General features: G+C 69.1%; 12 protein-coding genes. 6 read left to right on the top strand and 6 right to left on the bottom strand.

Annotation, left to right across the window (positions count from 1 at the left end; genetic code table 11):
• Positions 1 to 200 precede the first annotated feature (200 nt).
• The 3 genes from AC3CCI_RS02145 to clpX all read left to right on the top strand — a co-directional run bounded on the left by AC3CCI_RS02145 (position 201) and on the right by clpX (position 2971).
• Positions 201 to 788, top strand: a complete 588-nt coding sequence (locus AC3CCI_RS02145; RefSeq protein WP_043597035.1) for an ATP-dependent Clp protease proteolytic subunit — start codon at positions 201 to 203, stop codon at positions 786 to 788.
• 39 nt (positions 789 to 827) lie between these two features.
• Complete coding sequence (locus AC3CCI_RS02140) at positions 828 to 1493, top strand: ATP-dependent Clp protease proteolytic subunit (RefSeq protein WP_056262509.1); 666 nt, start codon at positions 828 to 830, stop codon at positions 1491 to 1493.
• Between the two features lie 197 nt (positions 1494 to 1690).
• Positions 1691 to 2971: an ATP-dependent Clp protease ATP-binding subunit ClpX gene (gene clpX / locus AC3CCI_RS02135; protein WP_488627968.1), complete on the top strand. Its 1281-nt coding sequence runs from the start codon at positions 1691 to 1693 to the stop codon at positions 2969 to 2971.
• A gap of 255 nt (positions 2972 to 3226) precedes the next feature.
• Here clpX and AC3CCI_RS02130 read toward each other — a convergent pair whose 3' ends face one another.
• Positions 3227 to 5254, bottom strand: coding sequence for a M3 family metallopeptidase (locus AC3CCI_RS02130; RefSeq protein WP_488627967.1), 2028 nt, complete (start codon positions 5252 to 5254; stop codon positions 3227 to 3229).
• Positions 5255 to 5288: 34 nt separating this feature from the next.
• Here AC3CCI_RS02130 and AC3CCI_RS02125 point away from each other — a divergent pair, with 34 nt between their 5' ends.
• Together AC3CCI_RS02125 and AC3CCI_RS02120 are read left to right on the top strand one after the other, a co-directional pair.
• Positions 5289 to 6107, top strand: coding sequence for a methyltransferase domain-containing protein (locus AC3CCI_RS02125; RefSeq protein ID WP_488627966.1), 819 nt, complete (start codon positions 5289 to 5291; stop codon positions 6105 to 6107).
• 85 nt (positions 6108 to 6192) lie between these two features.
• On the top strand, positions 6193 to 8679 hold the full coding sequence (locus AC3CCI_RS02120) for a hypothetical protein (RefSeq protein WP_488627965.1): 2487 nt from the start codon (positions 6193 to 6195) through the stop codon (positions 8677 to 8679).
• Between the two features lie 266 nt (positions 8680 to 8945).
• Here the strand turns inward: AC3CCI_RS02120 and AC3CCI_RS02115 are convergent, their stop codons facing one another.
• Both AC3CCI_RS02115 and valS read right to left on the bottom strand, forming a co-directional pair.
• Complete coding sequence (locus AC3CCI_RS02115; protein ID WP_488627964.1) at positions 8946 to 9203, bottom strand: hypothetical protein; 258 nt, start codon at positions 9201 to 9203, stop codon at positions 8946 to 8948.
• A complete protein-coding gene (gene valS / locus AC3CCI_RS02110; RefSeq protein WP_488627963.1) occupies positions 9203 to 11827 on the bottom strand; it encodes a valine--tRNA ligase in 2625 nt (874 codons plus the stop codon). Before valS ends, AC3CCI_RS02115 begins: the two co-directional genes overlap by 1 nt.
• A gap of 257 nt (positions 11828 to 12084) precedes the next feature.
• Here valS and proP point away from each other — a divergent pair, with 257 nt between their 5' ends.
• Positions 12085 to 13620 (top strand): glycine betaine/L-proline transporter ProP, encoded by a 1536-nt coding sequence (gene proP / locus AC3CCI_RS02105; RefSeq protein WP_354593408.1) that lies wholly within the window; start codon positions 12085 to 12087, stop codon positions 13618 to 13620.
• A gap of 46 nt (positions 13621 to 13666) precedes the next feature.
• Here the strand turns inward: proP and AC3CCI_RS02100 are convergent, their stop codons facing one another.
• From AC3CCI_RS02100 to AC3CCI_RS02090, 3 genes are read right to left on the bottom strand one after another with little or no spacing between them, the layout of a single operon-like run.
• Positions 13667 to 15373 (bottom strand): dipeptide ABC transporter ATP-binding protein, encoded by a 1707-nt coding sequence (locus AC3CCI_RS02100; RefSeq protein ID WP_488627962.1) that lies wholly within the window; start codon positions 15371 to 15373, stop codon positions 13667 to 13669.
• Positions 15370 to 16266, bottom strand: a complete 897-nt coding sequence (locus AC3CCI_RS02095) for an ABC transporter permease (RefSeq protein ID WP_488627961.1) — start codon at positions 16264 to 16266, stop codon at positions 15370 to 15372. The genes AC3CCI_RS02100 and AC3CCI_RS02095 overlap by 4 nt, the downstream gene beginning before the upstream one ends.
• Positions 16263 to 17213, bottom strand: a complete 951-nt coding sequence (locus tag AC3CCI_RS02090; protein WP_488627960.1) for an ABC transporter permease — start codon at positions 17211 to 17213, stop codon at positions 16263 to 16265. Before AC3CCI_RS02090 ends, AC3CCI_RS02095 begins: the two co-directional genes overlap by 4 nt.
• Positions 17214 to 17217 lie beyond the last annotated feature (4 nt).

The following is a 17217-nucleotide window of genomic DNA, read 5'->3' as shown; positions in this document are numbered from 1 at the left end:
GTGTGACCCGTCACGTCGAGAGGGCCGGGTGCGGATGCGCACCCGGCCCTCCGTCGTCTGCGGTGCCGCGCCTCCCGGGGCGTCGGGCGAGGCCCCGCGGGGCCCGCGGGGCCCGGTATCTGCCGTGGGCGAACAGCCCGGAACCCGCGCGTCGGCTCCGATAGATTCGACGACAAGCGACAACGAATGGGAGCTCCACCATGGCCGACGTGACACTGCCCAACAGTGTTTTTGACCGACTGCTCAAAGACCGGATCATCTGGCTCGGCTCTGAGGTCCGCGACGAGAACGCCAACGAGATCGCCGCGAAACTGCTGCTGCTCGCTGCGGAAGACAGCGAGAAGGACATCTACCTCTACATCAACTCGCCCGGCGGGTCGATCACGGCGGGCATGGCGATCTACGACGCCATGGAGTTCGTGCCGAACGACATCGTCACGGTCGGCATCGGCATGGCCGCGTCGATGGGCCAGCTGCTGCTGACCGCCGGCACGAAGGGCAAGCGGTACATCACGCCCAACGCGCGCGTCCTGCTGCACCAGCCGCACGGTGGGTTCGGCGGCACGTCGTCCGACATCCAGACGCAGGCCCAGCTGATCCTGTCGATGAAGCGTCGACTGGCCGAGATCACCGCGGCGCAGACGGGCAAGACCGTCGAGCAGATCAACGAGGACGGCGACCGCGACCGCTGGTTCACCGCCGAAGAGGCCCTCGAGTACGGCTTCGTCGACCACATCCGCGGGTCGGCCACCGACGTCGTCGGCGGTGCCGGCACCGACCAGGCCTAGGCCTCCGCCCCTTCGTCAGAACGAGAAAGAGAAGAACTCATGGAACTCCCGATGATGGGTGGCGCGGGTCGAGTGCAGACCCCCGACTCCCGGTACATCCTGCCCAGCTTCGAAGAGCGCACGGCCTACGGCTACAAGCGCCAGGACCCCTACGCCAAGCTCTTCGAAGACCGCATCGTCTTCCTCGGCGTGCAGGTCGACGACGCCTCGGCGGACGACATCATGGCCCAGCTGCTCGTGCTCGAGAGCATGGACCCCGACCGCGACATCACGCTCTACATCAACTCTCCGGGTGGCTCGTTCACGGCCATGACGGCCATCTACGACACGATGCAGTACATCCGTCCCGAGATCCAGACGGTCTGCCTCGGTCAGGCGGCCTCGGCCGCAGCCGTGCTGCTCGCCGCCGGGCAGCCCGGCAAGCGCCTCGCGCTGCCGAACGCCCGCGTGCTGATCCACCAGCCCGCGACCGGTGGCAGCAGCGGTGGCCAGGCCTCCGACATCGAGATCCAGGCCGCCGAGGTGCTCCGCATGCGCACCTGGCTCGAAGAGACGCTGTCGAAGCACTCGAACAAGACGCCCGAGCAGGTCAACCGCGACATCGAGCGTGACAACATCCTCGGTGCGCAGGAGGCCCTCGAGTACGGCCTGGTCGACCAGGTCCTCGGTTCCCGCAAGAACCAGCCGGCCGCCCTCACGCGCTGACCACCGCATGACCACGAAGGCCCCGGGCGCCAGCCCGGGGCCTTCGTCGTGCCGACCATCCGTCGCACGACCGGCGGGGCGCGGCGGATGTGCGCGAACCACCCGGGTCGGTCCGTGGGCGTCGGTGGTTCGGGTTAGGCTCGTGGACACGACGACCGGTCCCGGTCGATGACCTCAGCCAACCAGGGAGGCCGAGCATGGCGCGCATAGGTGAGAGTGCCGATCTGCTCAAATGCTCGTTCTGCGGCAAGAGCCAGAAGCAGGTCCAGCAGTTGATCGCCGGTCCGGGCGTCTACATCTGCGACGAGTGCGTCGAGCTCTGCAACGAGATCATCGAAGAGCGCCTCGCCGAGGCGGGTGACGAGCCCACGAGCGAGTTCGACCTGCCCAAGCCGCGCGAGATCTACTCGTTCCTCGAAGAGTACGTGATCGGTCAGGACGCCGCGAAGCGCGCCCTGTCGGTGGCCGTCTACAACCACTACAAGCGCATCCGTGCCGCGTCGACCCTCACGGCCGCCGAGTCGCTGGCCGACGAGGTCGAGATCTCGAAGTCGAACATCCTGCTGATCGGCCCCACGGGCTGCGGCAAGACGTATCTCGCGCAGACCCTGGCGAAGCGGCTCAACGTGCCCTTCGCCGTGGCCGACGCCACGGCACTGACCGAGGCCGGCTACGTCGGGGAAGACGTCGAGAACATCCTGCTGAAGCTGATCCAGGCCGCCGACTACGACGTCAAGCGTGCTGAGACCGGCATCATCTACATCGACGAGATCGACAAGATCGCGCGCAAGGCCGAGAACCCGTCCATCACCCGTGACGTCTCGGGCGAGGGCGTGCAGCAGGCGCTGCTCAAGATCCTCGAGGGGACGGTCGCCTCGGTGCCGCCGCAGGGTGGCCGCAAGCACCCCCACCAAGAGTTCATCCAGGTCGACACGACGAACGTGCTCTTCATCGTCGCCGGGGCGTTCGCCGGGCTCGAGGACATCATCTCGAACCGCGCGGGCAAGCGCGGCATCGGCTTCGGTGCCCCGCTGCACAGCAAAGAAGACGAGGCGGCCCTGTTCAGCGAGGTCCTGCCCGAAGACCTGCACAAGTTCGGGCTGATCCCCGAGTTCATCGGGCGTCTCCCCGTCGTCACCACGGTCACGCAGCTCGACCAGCCCGCTCTGATGCAGATCCTCACCGAGCCGAAGAACGCGCTCGTGCGCCAGTACCAGCGCATGTTCGAGATCGACGGGGTCGAGCTCGAGTTCGACCGCGGTGCCCTCGAGGCCATCGCCGATCTCGCGGTCCTGCGGCAGACGGGTGCCCGCGGGCTCCGTGCCATCCTCGAAGAGGTGCTGGGGCCGATCATGTTCGACGTGCCCTCCGACGAGACGGTCGGTCGTGTGGTCGTCACCCGCGCCTCCGTCCTCGAGAACGCCGCGCCGACCATCGTCCCGCGGCTCGTCGAGCACCGCACCGAGAAGTCCGCCTGACACCGGCTCGCAGGCCGCACGGCACGACGAACGCCCCCGCTCCACGAGTGGGGGCGTTCGCCGTCCAGAGGGCGCGTCCTGGTGTGCGGGGCCTGGATTCGGGCAGCGGCGGGCCGGGCGCCACGACACCGCGTTTCGTGCATGGCACCCGGACTAGTCCGGGTGCCATGCACGAAACGCGGTGCGGTGCGATGCGATGCGATGCGCGCCGAACCTGAGCCTGAGCCCGAGCATCAGCCCGCAGCCAGCCCGCCGTCAGGCGAGCCCGCGGCGGGCGAGCAGCGGCTCGACCCGGGCGTCGCGCCCGCGGAAGTCGCGGTACGCCTCGAGGGGGTCCTTCGAGCCGCCGACGCCGAGCAGGCGCGACCGGAAACGGTCGCCGTTCTCGCGCACGAGCCCGCCGTTCTGCTCGAACCACTCGACGGTGTCGGCGTCGAGCACCTCGCTCCAGATGTACGAGTAGTAGCCGGCGTCGTAGCCCCCGGCGAAGGTGTGGGCGAAGTAGGTGCTCGAGTAGCGGGTGGGGACCGACGCGAGGTCGAGGCCGACCGCGGCCAGCGCCTCCTGCTCGAAGGCCTCGACGTCGGTGACGGCCGCCGCCTCGGCCGCCGACAGCGCGTGCCAGGCCTGGTCGAGCAGGGCGGCGGCGAGGTACTCGCTCGTCTCGAAGCCCTGGTTGAAGTCCTGCGAGGCGAGGAGGGCGTCGACGAGGTGCCGGGGCAGCCGCTCGCCGGTCTCGTGGTGGACGGCGTAGTGGGCCAGCACCTCGGGCCAGAGCATCCACATCTCGTTCACCTGGCTCGGGAACTCCACGAAGTCGCGGAAGACGTTGGTGCCCGAGAACGACGGGTAGGTGACCCGGGCGACCAGCCCGTGCAGTGCGTGCCCGAACTCGTGGAAGAACGTGGTGACCTCGTCGAGCGTCAGCAGGGTCGGCCGGCCGGCCGACGGCTTCGGCACGTTCAGGTTGTTGACCACGACGGTCGGCAGGCCGGTCAGCGACGACTGCGAGACGAGCGGGTTCATCCAGGCGCCACCGCGCTTGCTGTCGCGCGTGTACAGGTCGAGCACGTAGAGGCCGACCTCGCCGCCGTCCGCGTCGGTGACCTCGAAGACGCGGGCCTCGGGGTGGTAGGCGACGAGGTCGTGGCGTTCGGCGAAGTGCAGGCCGTAGAGCGACTCCGCCGCGAAGAAGACGCCGTCGTGCAGCACGCGCTCGGCCTCGAAGTACGGGCGCATCGCGGCGGTGTCGACGTCGTGTTCGTCGGCGCGGACGCGCTCGGTGTAGAAAGCCCAGTCCGAGGCGCGGACCGGTCGGCCGGCGACGCGTTCGAGCGCGGCCTGCTCTGCACGGGCGTTGCGGGCCGCCGGCGGCGCGAGGCGGCCGAGCAGGTCGGCCACCGCCTCGGGGGTGCCGGCGGTCTCGCCCGCGGTGACGTAGGCGGCGTGCGAGGCGAAGCCGAGCAGTTCGGCGCGCTCGGCCCGCAGGCGGGCGATCTCGAGCACGAGGCCGCGGTTGTCGTGGTCGCCGCCGCGGCGTCCGCGGGACAGCGACGCCTGCATGATGCGCTCGCGCAGCGACTCGCTCGTCAGGCTCGCCAGGTAGGGGTGGCCGCTGAACAGCACGAGGGTGATGACGTACCGGCCGTCGAGCCCCCGCTCGCGCGCGGCCTCGGCGGCGGCGTCGATCGCCCCCTGGTCGAGGCCGTCGAGCTCGGCGACGTCGTCGACCACGACGGCGAGGTCGTTCGTGTCGGCCAGCAGGTTCTTCTCGAAGCGGGTGGTCAGGGTCGAGAGCCTGCCGTTGAGCTCGCGGAGGCGCCCCTTCTCGTCGGCGCCGAGGGCGGCGCCCGAGCGGGTCGCCTCGTCGACGAGTCGTTCGACGAGGTAGCGCTGCTCGGCGGTCAGGTCGAGGTCGTCACGGCGCTCGTGGACGGCGCGCAGCCGGGCGAACAGGCGCGGGTCGAGGCGGATGGCGTCGGCGTGGGCCGCCAGCCTGGGGGCGAGGTCGAGCTCGAGGGCGTCGGTCGCCTCGGTCGAGTCCGACGAGGTCTTGTTGAAGAACACGTGCTCGACCCGGGTCAGCGTGGCTCCGCTGCGTTCGAGGGCGGCGACGGTGTTCTCGAAGGTCGGCTCGGCCGGGTCGGTGGCGATCCGCTCGACCTCGGCCAGCTGCTCGGCGAATCCGGCCTCGAACGCCGGGCCGTAGTCGTCGTCGGTGATGTCCGCGAACGGCGGCAGCGAGTACGGCAGCGTGCTGGGGGTGAGGAACGGGTTCGTCATCAGCCCACCCTAGGAGGCGCGCTAGGGTCGCGACATGAGCGACCGCCCCGAGACGCCCGCCCGTTACACCCACGGCCACCACGAGAGCGTGCTGCGCAGCCACTCGTGGCGCACGGTCGAGAACTCGGCCGCGTACCTCGAGCCGCACCTGGTGCCCGGCGTGAGCGTGCTCGACGTCGGCTCGGGCCCCGGCACCATCACCGTCGACATCGCCGGACGCGTCGCGCCGGGGCGGGTGGTCGGCGTCGACGCCGCCGCCGGCATCGTCGAGCAGGCGACGGCCCTCGCGGTCCGGTCCGGCCTGCACAACGTCCGCTTCGAGACGGCCGACCTCTTCGCGCTGCCCTTCGACGACGACACGTTCGACGTCGTGCACGCACACCAGGTGCTGCAGCACGTCGGCGACCCGGTCGCGGCCCTCCGCGAGATGCGCCGGGTGACCCGGCCCGGGGGAGTCGTGGCCGTCCGCGACGTCGACTACCACGGCTGCGTCTGGGCTCCCGAGAACCGCGGTCTCGATCGCTGGATGACCGTCTACCAGGCGGTGCACCGGGGCAACGGCGGTGAACCCGACGCGGGGAGGCGCCTCAAGGGCTGGGCGCTCGAGGCGGGCTTCGTCGACGTGGCGAGCAGCGCCTCCGTGTGGTGCTTCGCCTCGGACGAGGACCGCACCTGGTGGGGCGACAGCTGGGCGGCCCGGGCGACGGAGTCGGCGTTCCACGCCGACGCGATCGAGAAGGGCGCCGCCACCGACGGCGAGCTGCACGCGATCGCCGACGCCTGGCGCGCCTGGAGCGACGCCCCCGACGGCTGGCTGATCATGCCCCACGGCGAGGTGCTCGCCCGTGCCTGATCTAGGCCCCAGGCATCCGCACCCCCCAATCGTTTTGGAGATCTAACCCTTGCCGGTATCAGACGACATCGAGCGAGGAAAGCTCATGGCTTACTATTCCTACATGGGGACTCAAGTAGAAAAACTCGACTTAATGCGCATGAGCAGGGGGCGGCTTCACGTTGCGCTCGAGGCTTTTGAGTCAGATATGCGCAGGCTTATCGCTGATCATCTTCTCGGGCACAGCACGGAGCAAGAAGCGTTGGGGGCATCCTACGATTCAGCCAAAGCTCGTCTGGAACGGGACCCAGCCGGGTCCGAAGCGAGCATCCTCGACTACCTCGATTTTCAGCCAGCTTATGAAGTTCTAACGCGCGGCAGGCAGGAGCTTCCTCACCAGCTGGCGGAGGAGATTCTGGCGGGTGTAACGGCTGCCGGAACCTTGACCGGTATTCGCAACCGCGTTGCCCATGGGCGGCCCCTTCTTCCGGACGACCCAGAGGAAGCACTTCGCCTCTTAAGTTTTTTCCAATCGCGACATTGGAGCGAGACTCAAAGTGTCGTCAAGCGCCTCAGAGATGAGCCGGCTTGGGAACCAGTTGTTCTCCGCCAGCAGGCACCCGACGAGGCCGTCATTCATAACCTTCCTGAGCCTGACTATGACGAGACAGGATTCGTTGGTCGTGGTGCCGAGTCTCGAAGAATCATTGATGCGCTCGAACGAGGGCGGGAAGCCGTGAGCACGATCACCGGGGAGGGAGGTATCGGAAAGACTGCCCTGGCTCTCGATGTCGCGTATCGTCTTCTCGATAGCCCGACAAATCCATACGAAGCCATCCTTTGGGTATCCCTAAAGACTGAGCGGCTCACTGCCTATGGTGTTGAAGAACTGAAGTCAGCCATCCGTGGAATGTCGGGAACTGTTGATGAATTAGGTCGCGGGCTTGTAGATGACTTCCGTGGGGGTTTAAAGGACCTCGCTGAACACTTGGCCGGGATCCGAACACTTATTATAATTGATAATCTCGAGTCCGCACAGGGTGCGGAGATCCTCGAGATGTACGAAACTCTGCCCGACACTGTTAACTACCTTTTCACCAGCCGCATCGGCATCGGCCAGCTGGAGAAGAGGTACCCGCTGCCTGCCCTAACAGAGGCAGAAAGTAAGAAGCTATTTCGGAAATTTGCATCGAAGCGCGGTCAGAGAGACATGGCTGCCACGTCTGAAGAGACACTTTCCCGCGTGGTCTCGTCTTTGCGCTATAGCCCGCTTGCGATCAGATGGTACGTCCTCTCCGGTGAAGCGGGCAGAGTTCCTCTTGACATTCTTCGTTCCCAAGACGAACTCTTGGATTTCTGCGTCCGTAACGTTTACGACGTTTTATCCGACGATTCCAAATCAGTGCTGGCAATCCTTCGTGCCCTCGATCGCAGCATTGGCTTCGAAGAATTCGCTGTGTTCTCTGACATGGACATCGACGCACTTCGCTCTGCCACGCAAGAACTCACGCGGGGTTCGCTCGTTGTGATTGAGGCGGACAAATCGGGTGAAGTTTCTGGTCGCCTGGCCCTAACACCTACGGCGCGTGCATTTCTCCCGGGGCCCGATAGAGGGGATGCCAAACTACTTGCAGTCCTGCAAAGAGAACGGCAGTTTAAGGCGAGCCTCGAGAACAGCATCGCCCAACAGGACAAACGCATGGACTTGCGCCGCGTCCTAGCGCGCGACTCGGCTGATGGCCCTGTCGTACACCTTTTGGCAACAGCCATAAATTTCGCAAGCCGCGGAAACTACCTGAAGGCCCGTGAACAGGTAGAGCGCGCCCGCAATTTCAGTCCTGAATACAGCGAGGTATACCGCGTATCTGGCGACCTAAGGGTGGCTGAAGGACAGTTCGAGGCTGCAGTTCCCTACTACCACGCGTCTCTTAAGTATGCCTCCGAACCTAAGGCGAAAGCTGTGTCAAGTTATGGATTGGCAGTAGTTCTTGGCCGGGAATTGCATGATGTTGCGCTTGCAGTTCCCGCTGCTACCCAGGCTTACGACTGCTGGCCCAACCAGGACACGGCATTCTTGCTGGGTACATTTCGTGTTTGGGCCGGTGAGTATGCCGAGGGGCAGGAATACATTGAAGAGGCTTTAGAGACTGCCTCAGGAAAGCAAAGGCAGAGAATAGTTACAGCTCATGTCGACAGCTGGAAACGATGGGCCGAGGAAGACCTGAAAGACGGGGCGCTCTCTTCCGCTTTTAATCGTGCACTGGCGGGCTTTCATTCCGGAAAAACCTTGGGGGAGAAGTCTCACGACTTGAAGTTCACTGAAACAGTTGCTGAGTGTTGCGGAATCGCCTTCCGTTCCGCGGCACGCATGGGAGGAAGCGTCTGGGAAGATGCAAGATTACGGCCTCTTGCTGCCTTTTTTGCCGAAAACGCTGACAAGATCGCTGGCACCAAAAAAGGTTCTTTGCTGCGGGATGCTATGCGAACGGGCGTGAAAACAAGTACCTTACCTCCGGAGATTCAGGCCGACATTAACAGGGGCCTTTCGGCTCTAGACGGAAACCACCTGCGTCGCCTCTCAACAAAGTATTAGAAACATATACAGTCCGTCATGGCTTTGTCAGTTATCGGCGATGTATACCTATGTAGTTCTAAATGCAGGCGTCGATTTATTTTCTAAGATTGACAGCTGACGCTACAGGGTAAGTATGTGTGGCCCAGGGAGGTTGCATTGATCCTGGTCTGCGGCGGCGGCCTGTATGAGTATGAAGAGTGAAGGCCAGGTTCGCTCCGCGGTGCAGCATGGGCCGCTCACCCCGAGGGGGAGCGGCCCATCTTGCCGTCGCAGCGCAGGCCCGGCTAGTCGTCGTCGCCCTCGGCATCGACGGGCTCGTGGACGTGGGCCTCGCCGGTGACGGCGTCGACGCGGATGACCGTGCCGTCGTCGAGCTCGACGACGGGGCGGCGCTCGAGCCAGGTCAGCGTCCAGCGCCACGACGTCGCGTCGACGCCCTGGTCGGAGAGCTCACGCTCGACCTGGGCGACCGCCCCGAGGACGGGAGCGGGCAGTTCGGCCGGAGCCGCGCCTCCCACGCTCCACCGCGTGCCGAGCTGCATCAGGCACCCGCCGTCGGAGCGGGGGCGGCAGCAGGGGCGGTCGCGCCGTCGGCCGGCTGCTCGGCGAACACGATGTCGCCGACCGCGAGTTCGTCGCCCTCGGCGAACGACAGCTCGGCGATCTTGCCGACCGCCGCGAGGTCATCCGCCGCGAGCCGGACGAGGTCGAGCTGGGCGGCCGGGCCCGTGATGACGGCCGAGGCCACCGGGGTCTTCTGCGAGGCCTTCGCGTCGGACTTCGCCCGACGGACGAAGATCAGCGCCTGGCCCACGAGCCCGACGAGGCCCGACGAGCGCTCGCCCTCGGCGAGGCCGAGCTCGCCGACCGTCGGCCACGCGGCCCGGTGCACGGAGTCGTCGTGGGTCCACGACCAGACCTCTTCGGTCGCGAACGGCAGGTACGGCGCCAGCAGGCGCAGCAGGCCCTCGAGGACCGTCCGCAGCGCGAGCACGGCCGAGGCCTGCTCGGCCGGGGTGGTCGCCCCGTAGGCGCGCTCCTTGACGAGCTCGAGGTAGTCGTCGCAGAAGGCCCAGAAGAACTTCTCGGTCGTCTCGAGCGCGCGAGCGTGGTCGTAGCCCTCGAGCGCCTCGGTCGCGGTCTCGACCACGGCGGCGAACGACGCGAGCAGGTCGCGGTCGAGCGGCTGCGTGATCTCGAACTCACCGGAGGGCAGCTCGAACGAGTACACGAACTTCGCCGCGTTCAGCACCTTGATCGCCAGGCGACGACCGATCTTGATCTGCTTCGGGTTCTGCGGGTCGAACGCGGCGTCGGTGCCCAGTCGGCTCGACGCCGCCCAGTAGCGCACCGAGTCGGAGCCGTGCTCGTCGAGCATGGCGGCCGGCGTGACGACGTTGCCCTTCGACTTCGACATCTTCTTGCGGTCGGGATCGACGATGAAGCCCGAGATCGAGGCGTTCTTCCAGGGCACGGTGCCCGACTCGAGCTGCGACCGGAGCATCGTCGAGAACAACCAGGTGCGGATGATGTCCTGCCCCTGCGGACGAACGTCGTACGGGAACACCAGGTCGAACAGTTCGGGGTCGCGCTCCCACCCGCCGGCCAGCTGGGGCGTGAGCGACGAGGTCGCCCAGGTGTCCATCACGTCGACCTCGCCCTGGAACCCGCCGGGCACGCCGCGCTGCGACTCGTCGTAGCCGGGCGCCGTGTCGGACGCCGGGTCGATCGGCAGCTGGTCCTCGGACGGGACGATCACCCGGTCGAACACGGGGTTGCCGTCACCGTCGAGCGGGTACCAGACCGGGATCGGCACGCCGAAGAAGCGCTGACGCGAGATCAGCCAGTCGCCGTTCAGGCCGTTGACCCAGTTGTCGTACCGCACGCGCATGAAGTCGGGGTGGAAGGCCACCTGGGCGCCGCGCTCGAGCAGCGAGCCCTTGAGCTGCTCGTCGCGGGCTCCGTTGACCACGTACCACTGCCGGGTCGACACGATCTCGAGGGGCTTGTCGCCCTTCTCGAAGAACTTCACCGGGTGCGAGATCTTGCGGATCTCGCCCACGAGCTCGCCAGAGGCCGTGAGCTGCTCGACCACCGACTGCTTGGCGCTGAACACCGTCTTGCCGGCCAGCTGGGCGTACGAGGCGCGACCAGCCTCGGACGTGATCGCCTCGGGCGCCTCGCTGACGAACCGTCCGTCGAAGCCGATCACGGCTCGGTTCGGCAGCTGCAGCTCACGCCACCACACCACGTCGTTCGTGTCGCCGAAGGTGCAGACCATGGCGATGCCCGATCCCTTGTCGGGCTGGGCCAGGTGGTGCGCGACCACGGGCACCTCGACGTCGAACAGGGGCGAGCGGACGGTCGTGCCGAACAGCGCCTGGTAGCGCTCGTCGTCGGGGTGCGCCACGAGGGCCACGCAGGCCGGCAGCAATTCGGGGCGCGTCGTGTCGATCAGCACGTCGCCCTCGCCGTCGGTGCGGTGGAAGGCGAGCTTGTGGTACGCACCGGGCATCTCTTTGTCTTCGAGCTCGGCCTGGGCGACGGCCGTGCGGAAGGTGACGTCCCAGAGGGTGGGGGCGTCGGCCTGGTAGGCCTCGCCGCGCGCCAGGTTGCGGAGGAACGCCTTCTGGGCGATGGCCTGCGACCCGTCGTCGATGGTGCGGTAGCTCTGGGTCCAGTCGACCGAGAGGCCGAGCTTCCGCCAGACGTCCTCGAACTGCTTCTCGTCCTCGACGGTCAGGCGCTCGCAGAGCTCGATGAAGTTGCGGCGCGAGATCGGCACCTGGTCGGCGGCCTTCGACGACTTGTTGTCGCCGCCCTCGAAGGGCGGGGTGAAGCCGGCGTCGTAGGGCAGCGACGGGTCGCAGCGCACGCCGTAGAAGTTCTGGACGCGACGCTCGGTGGGCAGGCCGTTGTCGTCCCAGCCCATCGGGTAGAACACGCTCTTGCCGCGCATGCGTTCGAACCGGGCCTTGACGTCGGTGTGCGTGTAGCTGAACACGTGGCCGATGTGCAGGCTGCCCGAGGCCGTGGGCGGGGGCGTGTCGACCGAGAACACGGAGGCGCGGGTCGCGCCGGTGCGGTCGAAGCGGTAGGTGCCGCGGCCCTCCCAGACCTGACCCCAACGGGCCTCGAGTCCTTCGAGGGCGGGCTTCTCGGGCATCGCTGACGGCATGGTCTTCTCCGGTTCTGTGGACGGCACCGTGTCGGTGGGGAGGTGCCTGGTTGTGGGACTCCGACCAGTGTACGCACCCTCGCGAGGCGTCCTCGGGGACCGTCGCCGCGCCTCCCGGGCGGTGCGGTCGCTGCACCGATGCAGTCGCTGAACTGGTACTGACATGGCAGCCCTGGTAGGCTCGACGGGTTTTTGCCGACACCGGGGTCGACGTCCACCGCCCGACGACCTGGAGGCCTCACCTGATGTCAGCCAAGAAGCACGACAGCAAGAAGTCCGCCCGCCGCACGCTCACCACCGACGACGTCACCGTCGTCGAGGAGGGTCTGCTCAAGCGCGCGGTGAGCGCCGCGGCGCTCGGCAACGCCATGGAGTGGTTCGACTTCGGCGTCTACGCCTACATCACGACGACCATCGCGCAGGTGTTCTTCCCGCCGGGCGACGACGCGCTGAACATCCTCTTCACCTTCGGCACGTTCACCGCCGCGTTCGTCGTGCGCCCGATCGGTGGCGCGTTCTTCGGTCCACTCGGCGACCGCATCGGCCGGCAGAAGGTGCTGGCGCTGACGATGATCCTGATGGCCGCCGGCACGCTGGCCATCGGGCTCATCCCGTCGTACGCGACGATCGGCCTCTGGGCGCCCGTGCTGCTGCTGCTGGCCCGCCTGCTGCAGGGCTTCTCGACCGGCGGCGAGTACGGAGGCGCGGCCACGTTCATCGCCGAGTACTCGCCCGACAAGCGCCGCGGCTTCATGGGCTCGTGGCTCGAGTTCGGCACGCTCGCCGGCTACGTGCTCGGTGCCTCGCTGGTCACCGGCCTCCAGCTCGGCATGAGCGAGGAGGCGCTGCTCGCCTGGGGCTGGCGCATCCCGTTCCTGATCGCCGGGCCCCTCGGCCTCATCGGGCTCTACCTGCGGCTCAAGCTCGAGGAGACGCCCGCGTTCCAGAAGCAGCAGGAGGAAGCCGCCGGACGCGAGCACGCGAAGGTGCCGTTCGTGAAGCTGTTCGCCGAGAACTGGCGTGCGCTGATCGTCTGCATCGGCCTCGTGCTGGTGTTCAACGTGACCGACTACATGCTGCTGTCGTACATGCCGACCTACCTGACCAACACGCTCGGTCGCAGCGCGACCTCGGGGCTGCTGCTCGTCATCGTCGTGATGGTGCTGATGATGATCGTCATCACGTTCAGCGGGCGCCTCAGCGACCGGTTCGGCCGCCGACCGGTGCTCTTCGCCGGCTGCGTCGGGTTCCTGGTGCTGTCGTGGCCGGCGCTCAAGCTCGTGCAGTCCGAGAGCACGCCGCTCGTCTTCGTGGGCCTGCTGGTGCTCGGCCTCGTGCTCGTCACGTTCACCTCGACGATGCCCTCGACGCTGCCAGCGCTGTTCCCGACGATCATCCGCTACGGCGCCCTGGCCATCGCGTTCAACGTGTCGGTCTCGCTGTTCGGCGGCACCACCCCGCTCGCGACCGAGGCGCTCGTCGTCTGGGCCGAGGGTCGTGGCTTCTCGTGGGCCCACGACATCCCGGCCTTCTACCTGATGGCCGCGGCCGTGATCGGCCTCGTCGCCGTCTGGTTCACGAAGGAGACCGCCAACGAGCCGCTGCTCGGTTCGGGCCCGTCGGTCGCCACCGACGACGAGGCGCGCGAACTGGTCGAGGCCTACGCCGACGAGTCGAGCGAGGTCGCGAAGTCGGACTGGGCGCTCGAGTGGGCCCAGTCCGGGCTGATCGACGTCGTCGACCCGAAGGCCGCCGAGGCCGACGCCGCCCGCCGGGGCTGAGCCGACCCCGCCGTCCGGGGCCGGACCGACCCGTCGTCCGGGCCGACTACGGCCGGGCGGCGAGCAGGGCCCGCGTGTGGGCGTGCTGCGGGCGACCGAAGACGTCGGCCGTGGCGCCCTGCTCGACGACCCGCCCCTCGTGCAGCACGGCGACGCGGTCGGACACGTGCTCGACCACGTCCAGGTCGTGCGAGATGAAGAGGTACGCCAGGCCGTCCTGACGCTGCAGGTCGTCGAGCAGGTCGAGCACCTGTGCCTGCACCGAGAGGTCGAGAGCCGAGACGGGCTCGTCGCAGACGATCACCCGGGGTCTCGGGGCGAGGGCCCTGGCGATCGCGACCCTCTGGCGCTGGCCGCCCGACAACGTGTCGGGGCGGCGCCCGACCGTGTCGGCCGGGAGCCCGACCCGGCCCAGCAGGGCGACGACCTCGGCCTCGACCGGTCGGAGGCGCGTCCGGCGACCGGACGTCAGGGCGTCCGCGAGCACCCGGCCCACCGTGAAGCGCGGGTCGAACGAACTCGAGGGGTCCTGGTAGATCGCGCCGAGGTCGGCCCGGCGCGGACGCCGGTCCCGCTCGCGCAGCGGAGCCCACCGGGCGCCGAGCAGGTCCACCGTCCCGTCGTCGGGTTCGTCGAGGCCGAGCAGCAGGCGCGCGGTCGTGGTCTTGCCCGAGCCCGAGGCGCCGACCAGGCCGAGGGTCTCGCCGGCGTGAAGCGTGAGCGAGACGCCGTCGACGGCGACCCGGTCGGGGCCGCGGCGGCCGGCGAAGACCCGGCGGAGGTCCGTGGCGACGAGGACCGGCGGGGCCGTGACATCCGTCGCCGAACCGCGCGCGCCTCCTGACGGGGGAGGGGTGCTCGCGGGGTCCGGGGCCGAGCCGCGCGCGCCTCCCGCCGCCCGGGTGCCGGGCGTCGACAGACGGCGCCCGCGCGGCACCCCGCCGGGCAGGGCGGCGACGAGCATCCGCGTGTGGTCGGCCTCGGGGGAGTCGAGCACGCGCGCCGTGGGCCCCTGCTCGACCACGACTCCGTCGCGCAGGACGACGACCCGGTCGGCCAGGCGACGCACCACGCCGAGGTCGTGACTGATGGCGAGGACGGCCGTCCCGTCGTCGCGCAGGGCGGCGAGCCGGTCGACGACGACGCGCTGCACCTCGGAGTCGAGCGCCGTCGTGGGCTCGTCGGCGACGATCAGGCCGGGGCGCAGCGCGAGGGCCGCCGCGATGAGTGCCCTCTGACGCAGGCCCCCCGACAGCTCGCCCGAGCGGAGCCCCCGACGCGTCTCGGGGTCGGGCATCCCGACCTCGGTCAGCACCTCGAGCACGCGGGCCCGACGCTCGGCGGCCGACAGCCGGGTGTGCAGCCGCAGCGCGTCGTCGATCTCACGCCCGACGGGGCGCAGCGGGTCGAGCGAGACCAGGGCGTCCTGCAGGACGAGACCGACGCGCGGGCCGCGCAGCCGTCGCCAGCCCCGCTCGGTCAGCGTCAGCAGGTCGTCGTCGCCCAGCCGGAGCACGTCGGCGCCCACCGTGCCTCCGGTCAGTCCCAGCAGGGCCCTGGCGGTCACGCTCTTGCCCGACCCGGACTCGCCGACGAGGGCCACGCACTCGCCGGGGCGGAGCGAGAACGACACGTCGTCGACGGCCGTGACCCCGTCGAAGGCGACGTGCAGGTGCTCGACGACGAGGTCGTCCGAGGAGGCGCGGCGCCCGTCGCCGTGCGGGGCCGCGGGGCCCGAGGGGGTCGCGGTCACGGCCGACCTCCCCGGCCGCGACGGGCGAGCCCACGACCGAGCACGGTCGCGGAGGCGGCCGTCACGACCACGGCGAGACCCGGGAAGACGGTCATCCACCAGGCGATCGCGAGGTAGGTGCGGCCGGCCGACAGCATGGCTCCCCATTCCGGCGCCGGCGGAGGCGACCCGAGACCGAGGTAGCTCAGCGACGACGCCCAGACGACGGCCTGGCCGAGGCCCAGCGTCGCGAGCACGACGACCGGCGCCAGCGCGTTCGGCAGCACGTGGCGCACGAGCACGACGGCCGGTCGTCGGCCGAGCACGGTCGCGGCCTCGACCATCGGCGACCGGCGGACGGCGGCCACCTGGCTGCGCACGATGCGGGCGTACCCCGGCGCCGTGGCGAGGCCCACGGCGATCGTCGCGGGCACGGCGCCCGGGCCGGTGAAGGCGATGACGACGAGCGCGAGCAGCAGGCCGGGAAGGGCGAAGAGCACCTCGAGCACCCGGCTGACGCCGGCGTCGGTCGCGCGCCCGGCCCACCCGCGGCCCCCGAGACCCGCCAGCACCCCGAGCGCCGTGCCGAGGCCGGTGCCGACGACCGTGGCGACCAGCCCGATGGTGAGCGAGGCGCCGGCTCCGTGCACGACGCGGGTCCACACGCCGCGCCCCGACTCGTCGGTGCCGAAAGGGTGGGCGAGCGACGGGCCGGCGAAGGCGTCGCCCGGGGACACCGCGAGCGGGTCGGCGGGGGCCAGCAGTCCCGGCGCGACGGCCATCAGGACGACGAGCAGCAACAGGGCCGCGGCCACCGTCTCGGCCGCGCCGAGGGGTGGGCGCCGCCGGCGGGTGCGGGACGAGGAGGCGCGGGTCGGCCCGTCACCCCGGGGCAGGTCGGGCAGCACGGTCACGTCGCACGCCCCCGGGGGTCGACGGCCCGCTCGGCCAGGTCGCCGAGCGCGACGACCACGACGTAGGCCAGGGCCGAGACGAGGGCGACCCCGGTGACGAGCGGGATGTCGCGCAGGGTGACCGCGCCCAGCAGGGTGCGGCCGAGGCCCGGGCGGGCGAACACCGACTCGACGACGACGGCGCCGCTCAGCAACGAGCCGAACGCCCACCCCGACAGGGCGAGTCCGGGCAGGGCGGCGTGGCGCAGCAGGTGGCGGGAGAACAGCCCGGACGGGCTCTCGCCCCGCGCCCGTGCCGAGATCGCGAACGGCGTCGCGGCCGCGTCGAGCAGCGAGTCGCGGGTGACCTGGCCGAGGAACCCGGCGACGGGGATCGCGAGGGTGACGACCGGCAGCACGAGCCCGGCGGGCGTGCCCGTGCTCACCGGGGGCAGCAAGCCGAGGCCGGTGCTGAAGACGAGGATCAGCAGGCTCGCCAGCCAGAAGTGCGGCACCGCCGAGGCGACCACCTCGAGCCCGGACGAGACCGTCGCGGCGACCCGGCCGCTGAGGGTCGCCCACCAGGCCGTGCCGATCGCCAGGAGCCAGGCCACGACGAGCGACAGCAGCGCGAGGCCGATCGTGCCGGGCAGTTGGTCGAGCAGCAGTCGGCCGACGTCGGTCCGCAGCGAGTACGAGGTGCCCAGGTCGCCGGTCGCGAGCCTGCCGAGCTGCGCGAGGTACTGCACCAGCAGGGGCTGGTCGAGACCGTACTGCCGGCGCACCGTGTCGAGCGCCTCGGCCGACGCCTGGGACCCCGGCCCGCCGAGGATGGCCTCGGCGGGGTCGCCCGGCACGAGGCGGATCGCGAAGAAGATCAGGGTGGCGACCGCCCAGAGCACGAAGACCGCACCCAGCAGGCGGCCGACCAGCCACCGCCCGGCCCGTCGCCACCGCCCCGGCCGCACCCCG

The sequence above is a fragment of the Frigoribacterium sp. CF331 genome, assembly GCF_057787905.1.
Note: the sequence above shows the minus strand (reverse complement) of the source record. Positions and strands in the feature narration are given on the sequence as shown.

Bases quoted from the DNA above. Each gene is read 5' to 3' on its own strand.
- AC3CCI_RS02145 (WP_043597035.1), top strand. From the start codon at position 201: ATGGCCGACGTGACACTGCCCAACAGTGTTTTTGACCGACTGCTCAAA.
- AC3CCI_RS02130 (WP_488627967.1), bottom strand. From the start codon at position 5,254: ATGACGAACCCGTTCCTCACCCCCAGCACGCTGCCGTACTCGCTGCCG.
- proP (WP_354593408.1), top strand. From the start codon at position 12,085: ATGTCAGCCAAGAAGCACGACAGCAAGAAGTCCGCCCGCCGCACGCTC.
- valS (WP_488627963.1), bottom strand. From the start codon at position 11,827: ATGCCCGAGAAGCCCGCCCTCGAAGGACTCGAGGCCCGTTGGGGTCAG.
- clpX (WP_488627968.1), top strand. From the start codon at position 1,691: ATGGCGCGCATAGGTGAGAGTGCCGATCTGCTCAAATGCTCGTTCTGC.
- AC3CCI_RS02115 (WP_488627964.1), bottom strand. From the start codon at position 9,203: ATGCAGCTCGGCACGCGGTGGAGCGTGGGAGGCGCGGCTCCGGCCGAA.
- AC3CCI_RS02125 (WP_488627966.1), top strand. From the start codon at position 5,289: ATGAGCGACCGCCCCGAGACGCCCGCCCGTTACACCCACGGCCACCAC.
- AC3CCI_RS02140 (WP_056262509.1), top strand. From the start codon at position 828: ATGGAACTCCCGATGATGGGTGGCGCGGGTCGAGTGCAGACCCCCGAC.
- AC3CCI_RS02120 (WP_488627965.1), top strand. From the start codon at position 6,193: ATGGCTTACTATTCCTACATGGGGACTCAAGTAGAAAAACTCGACTTA.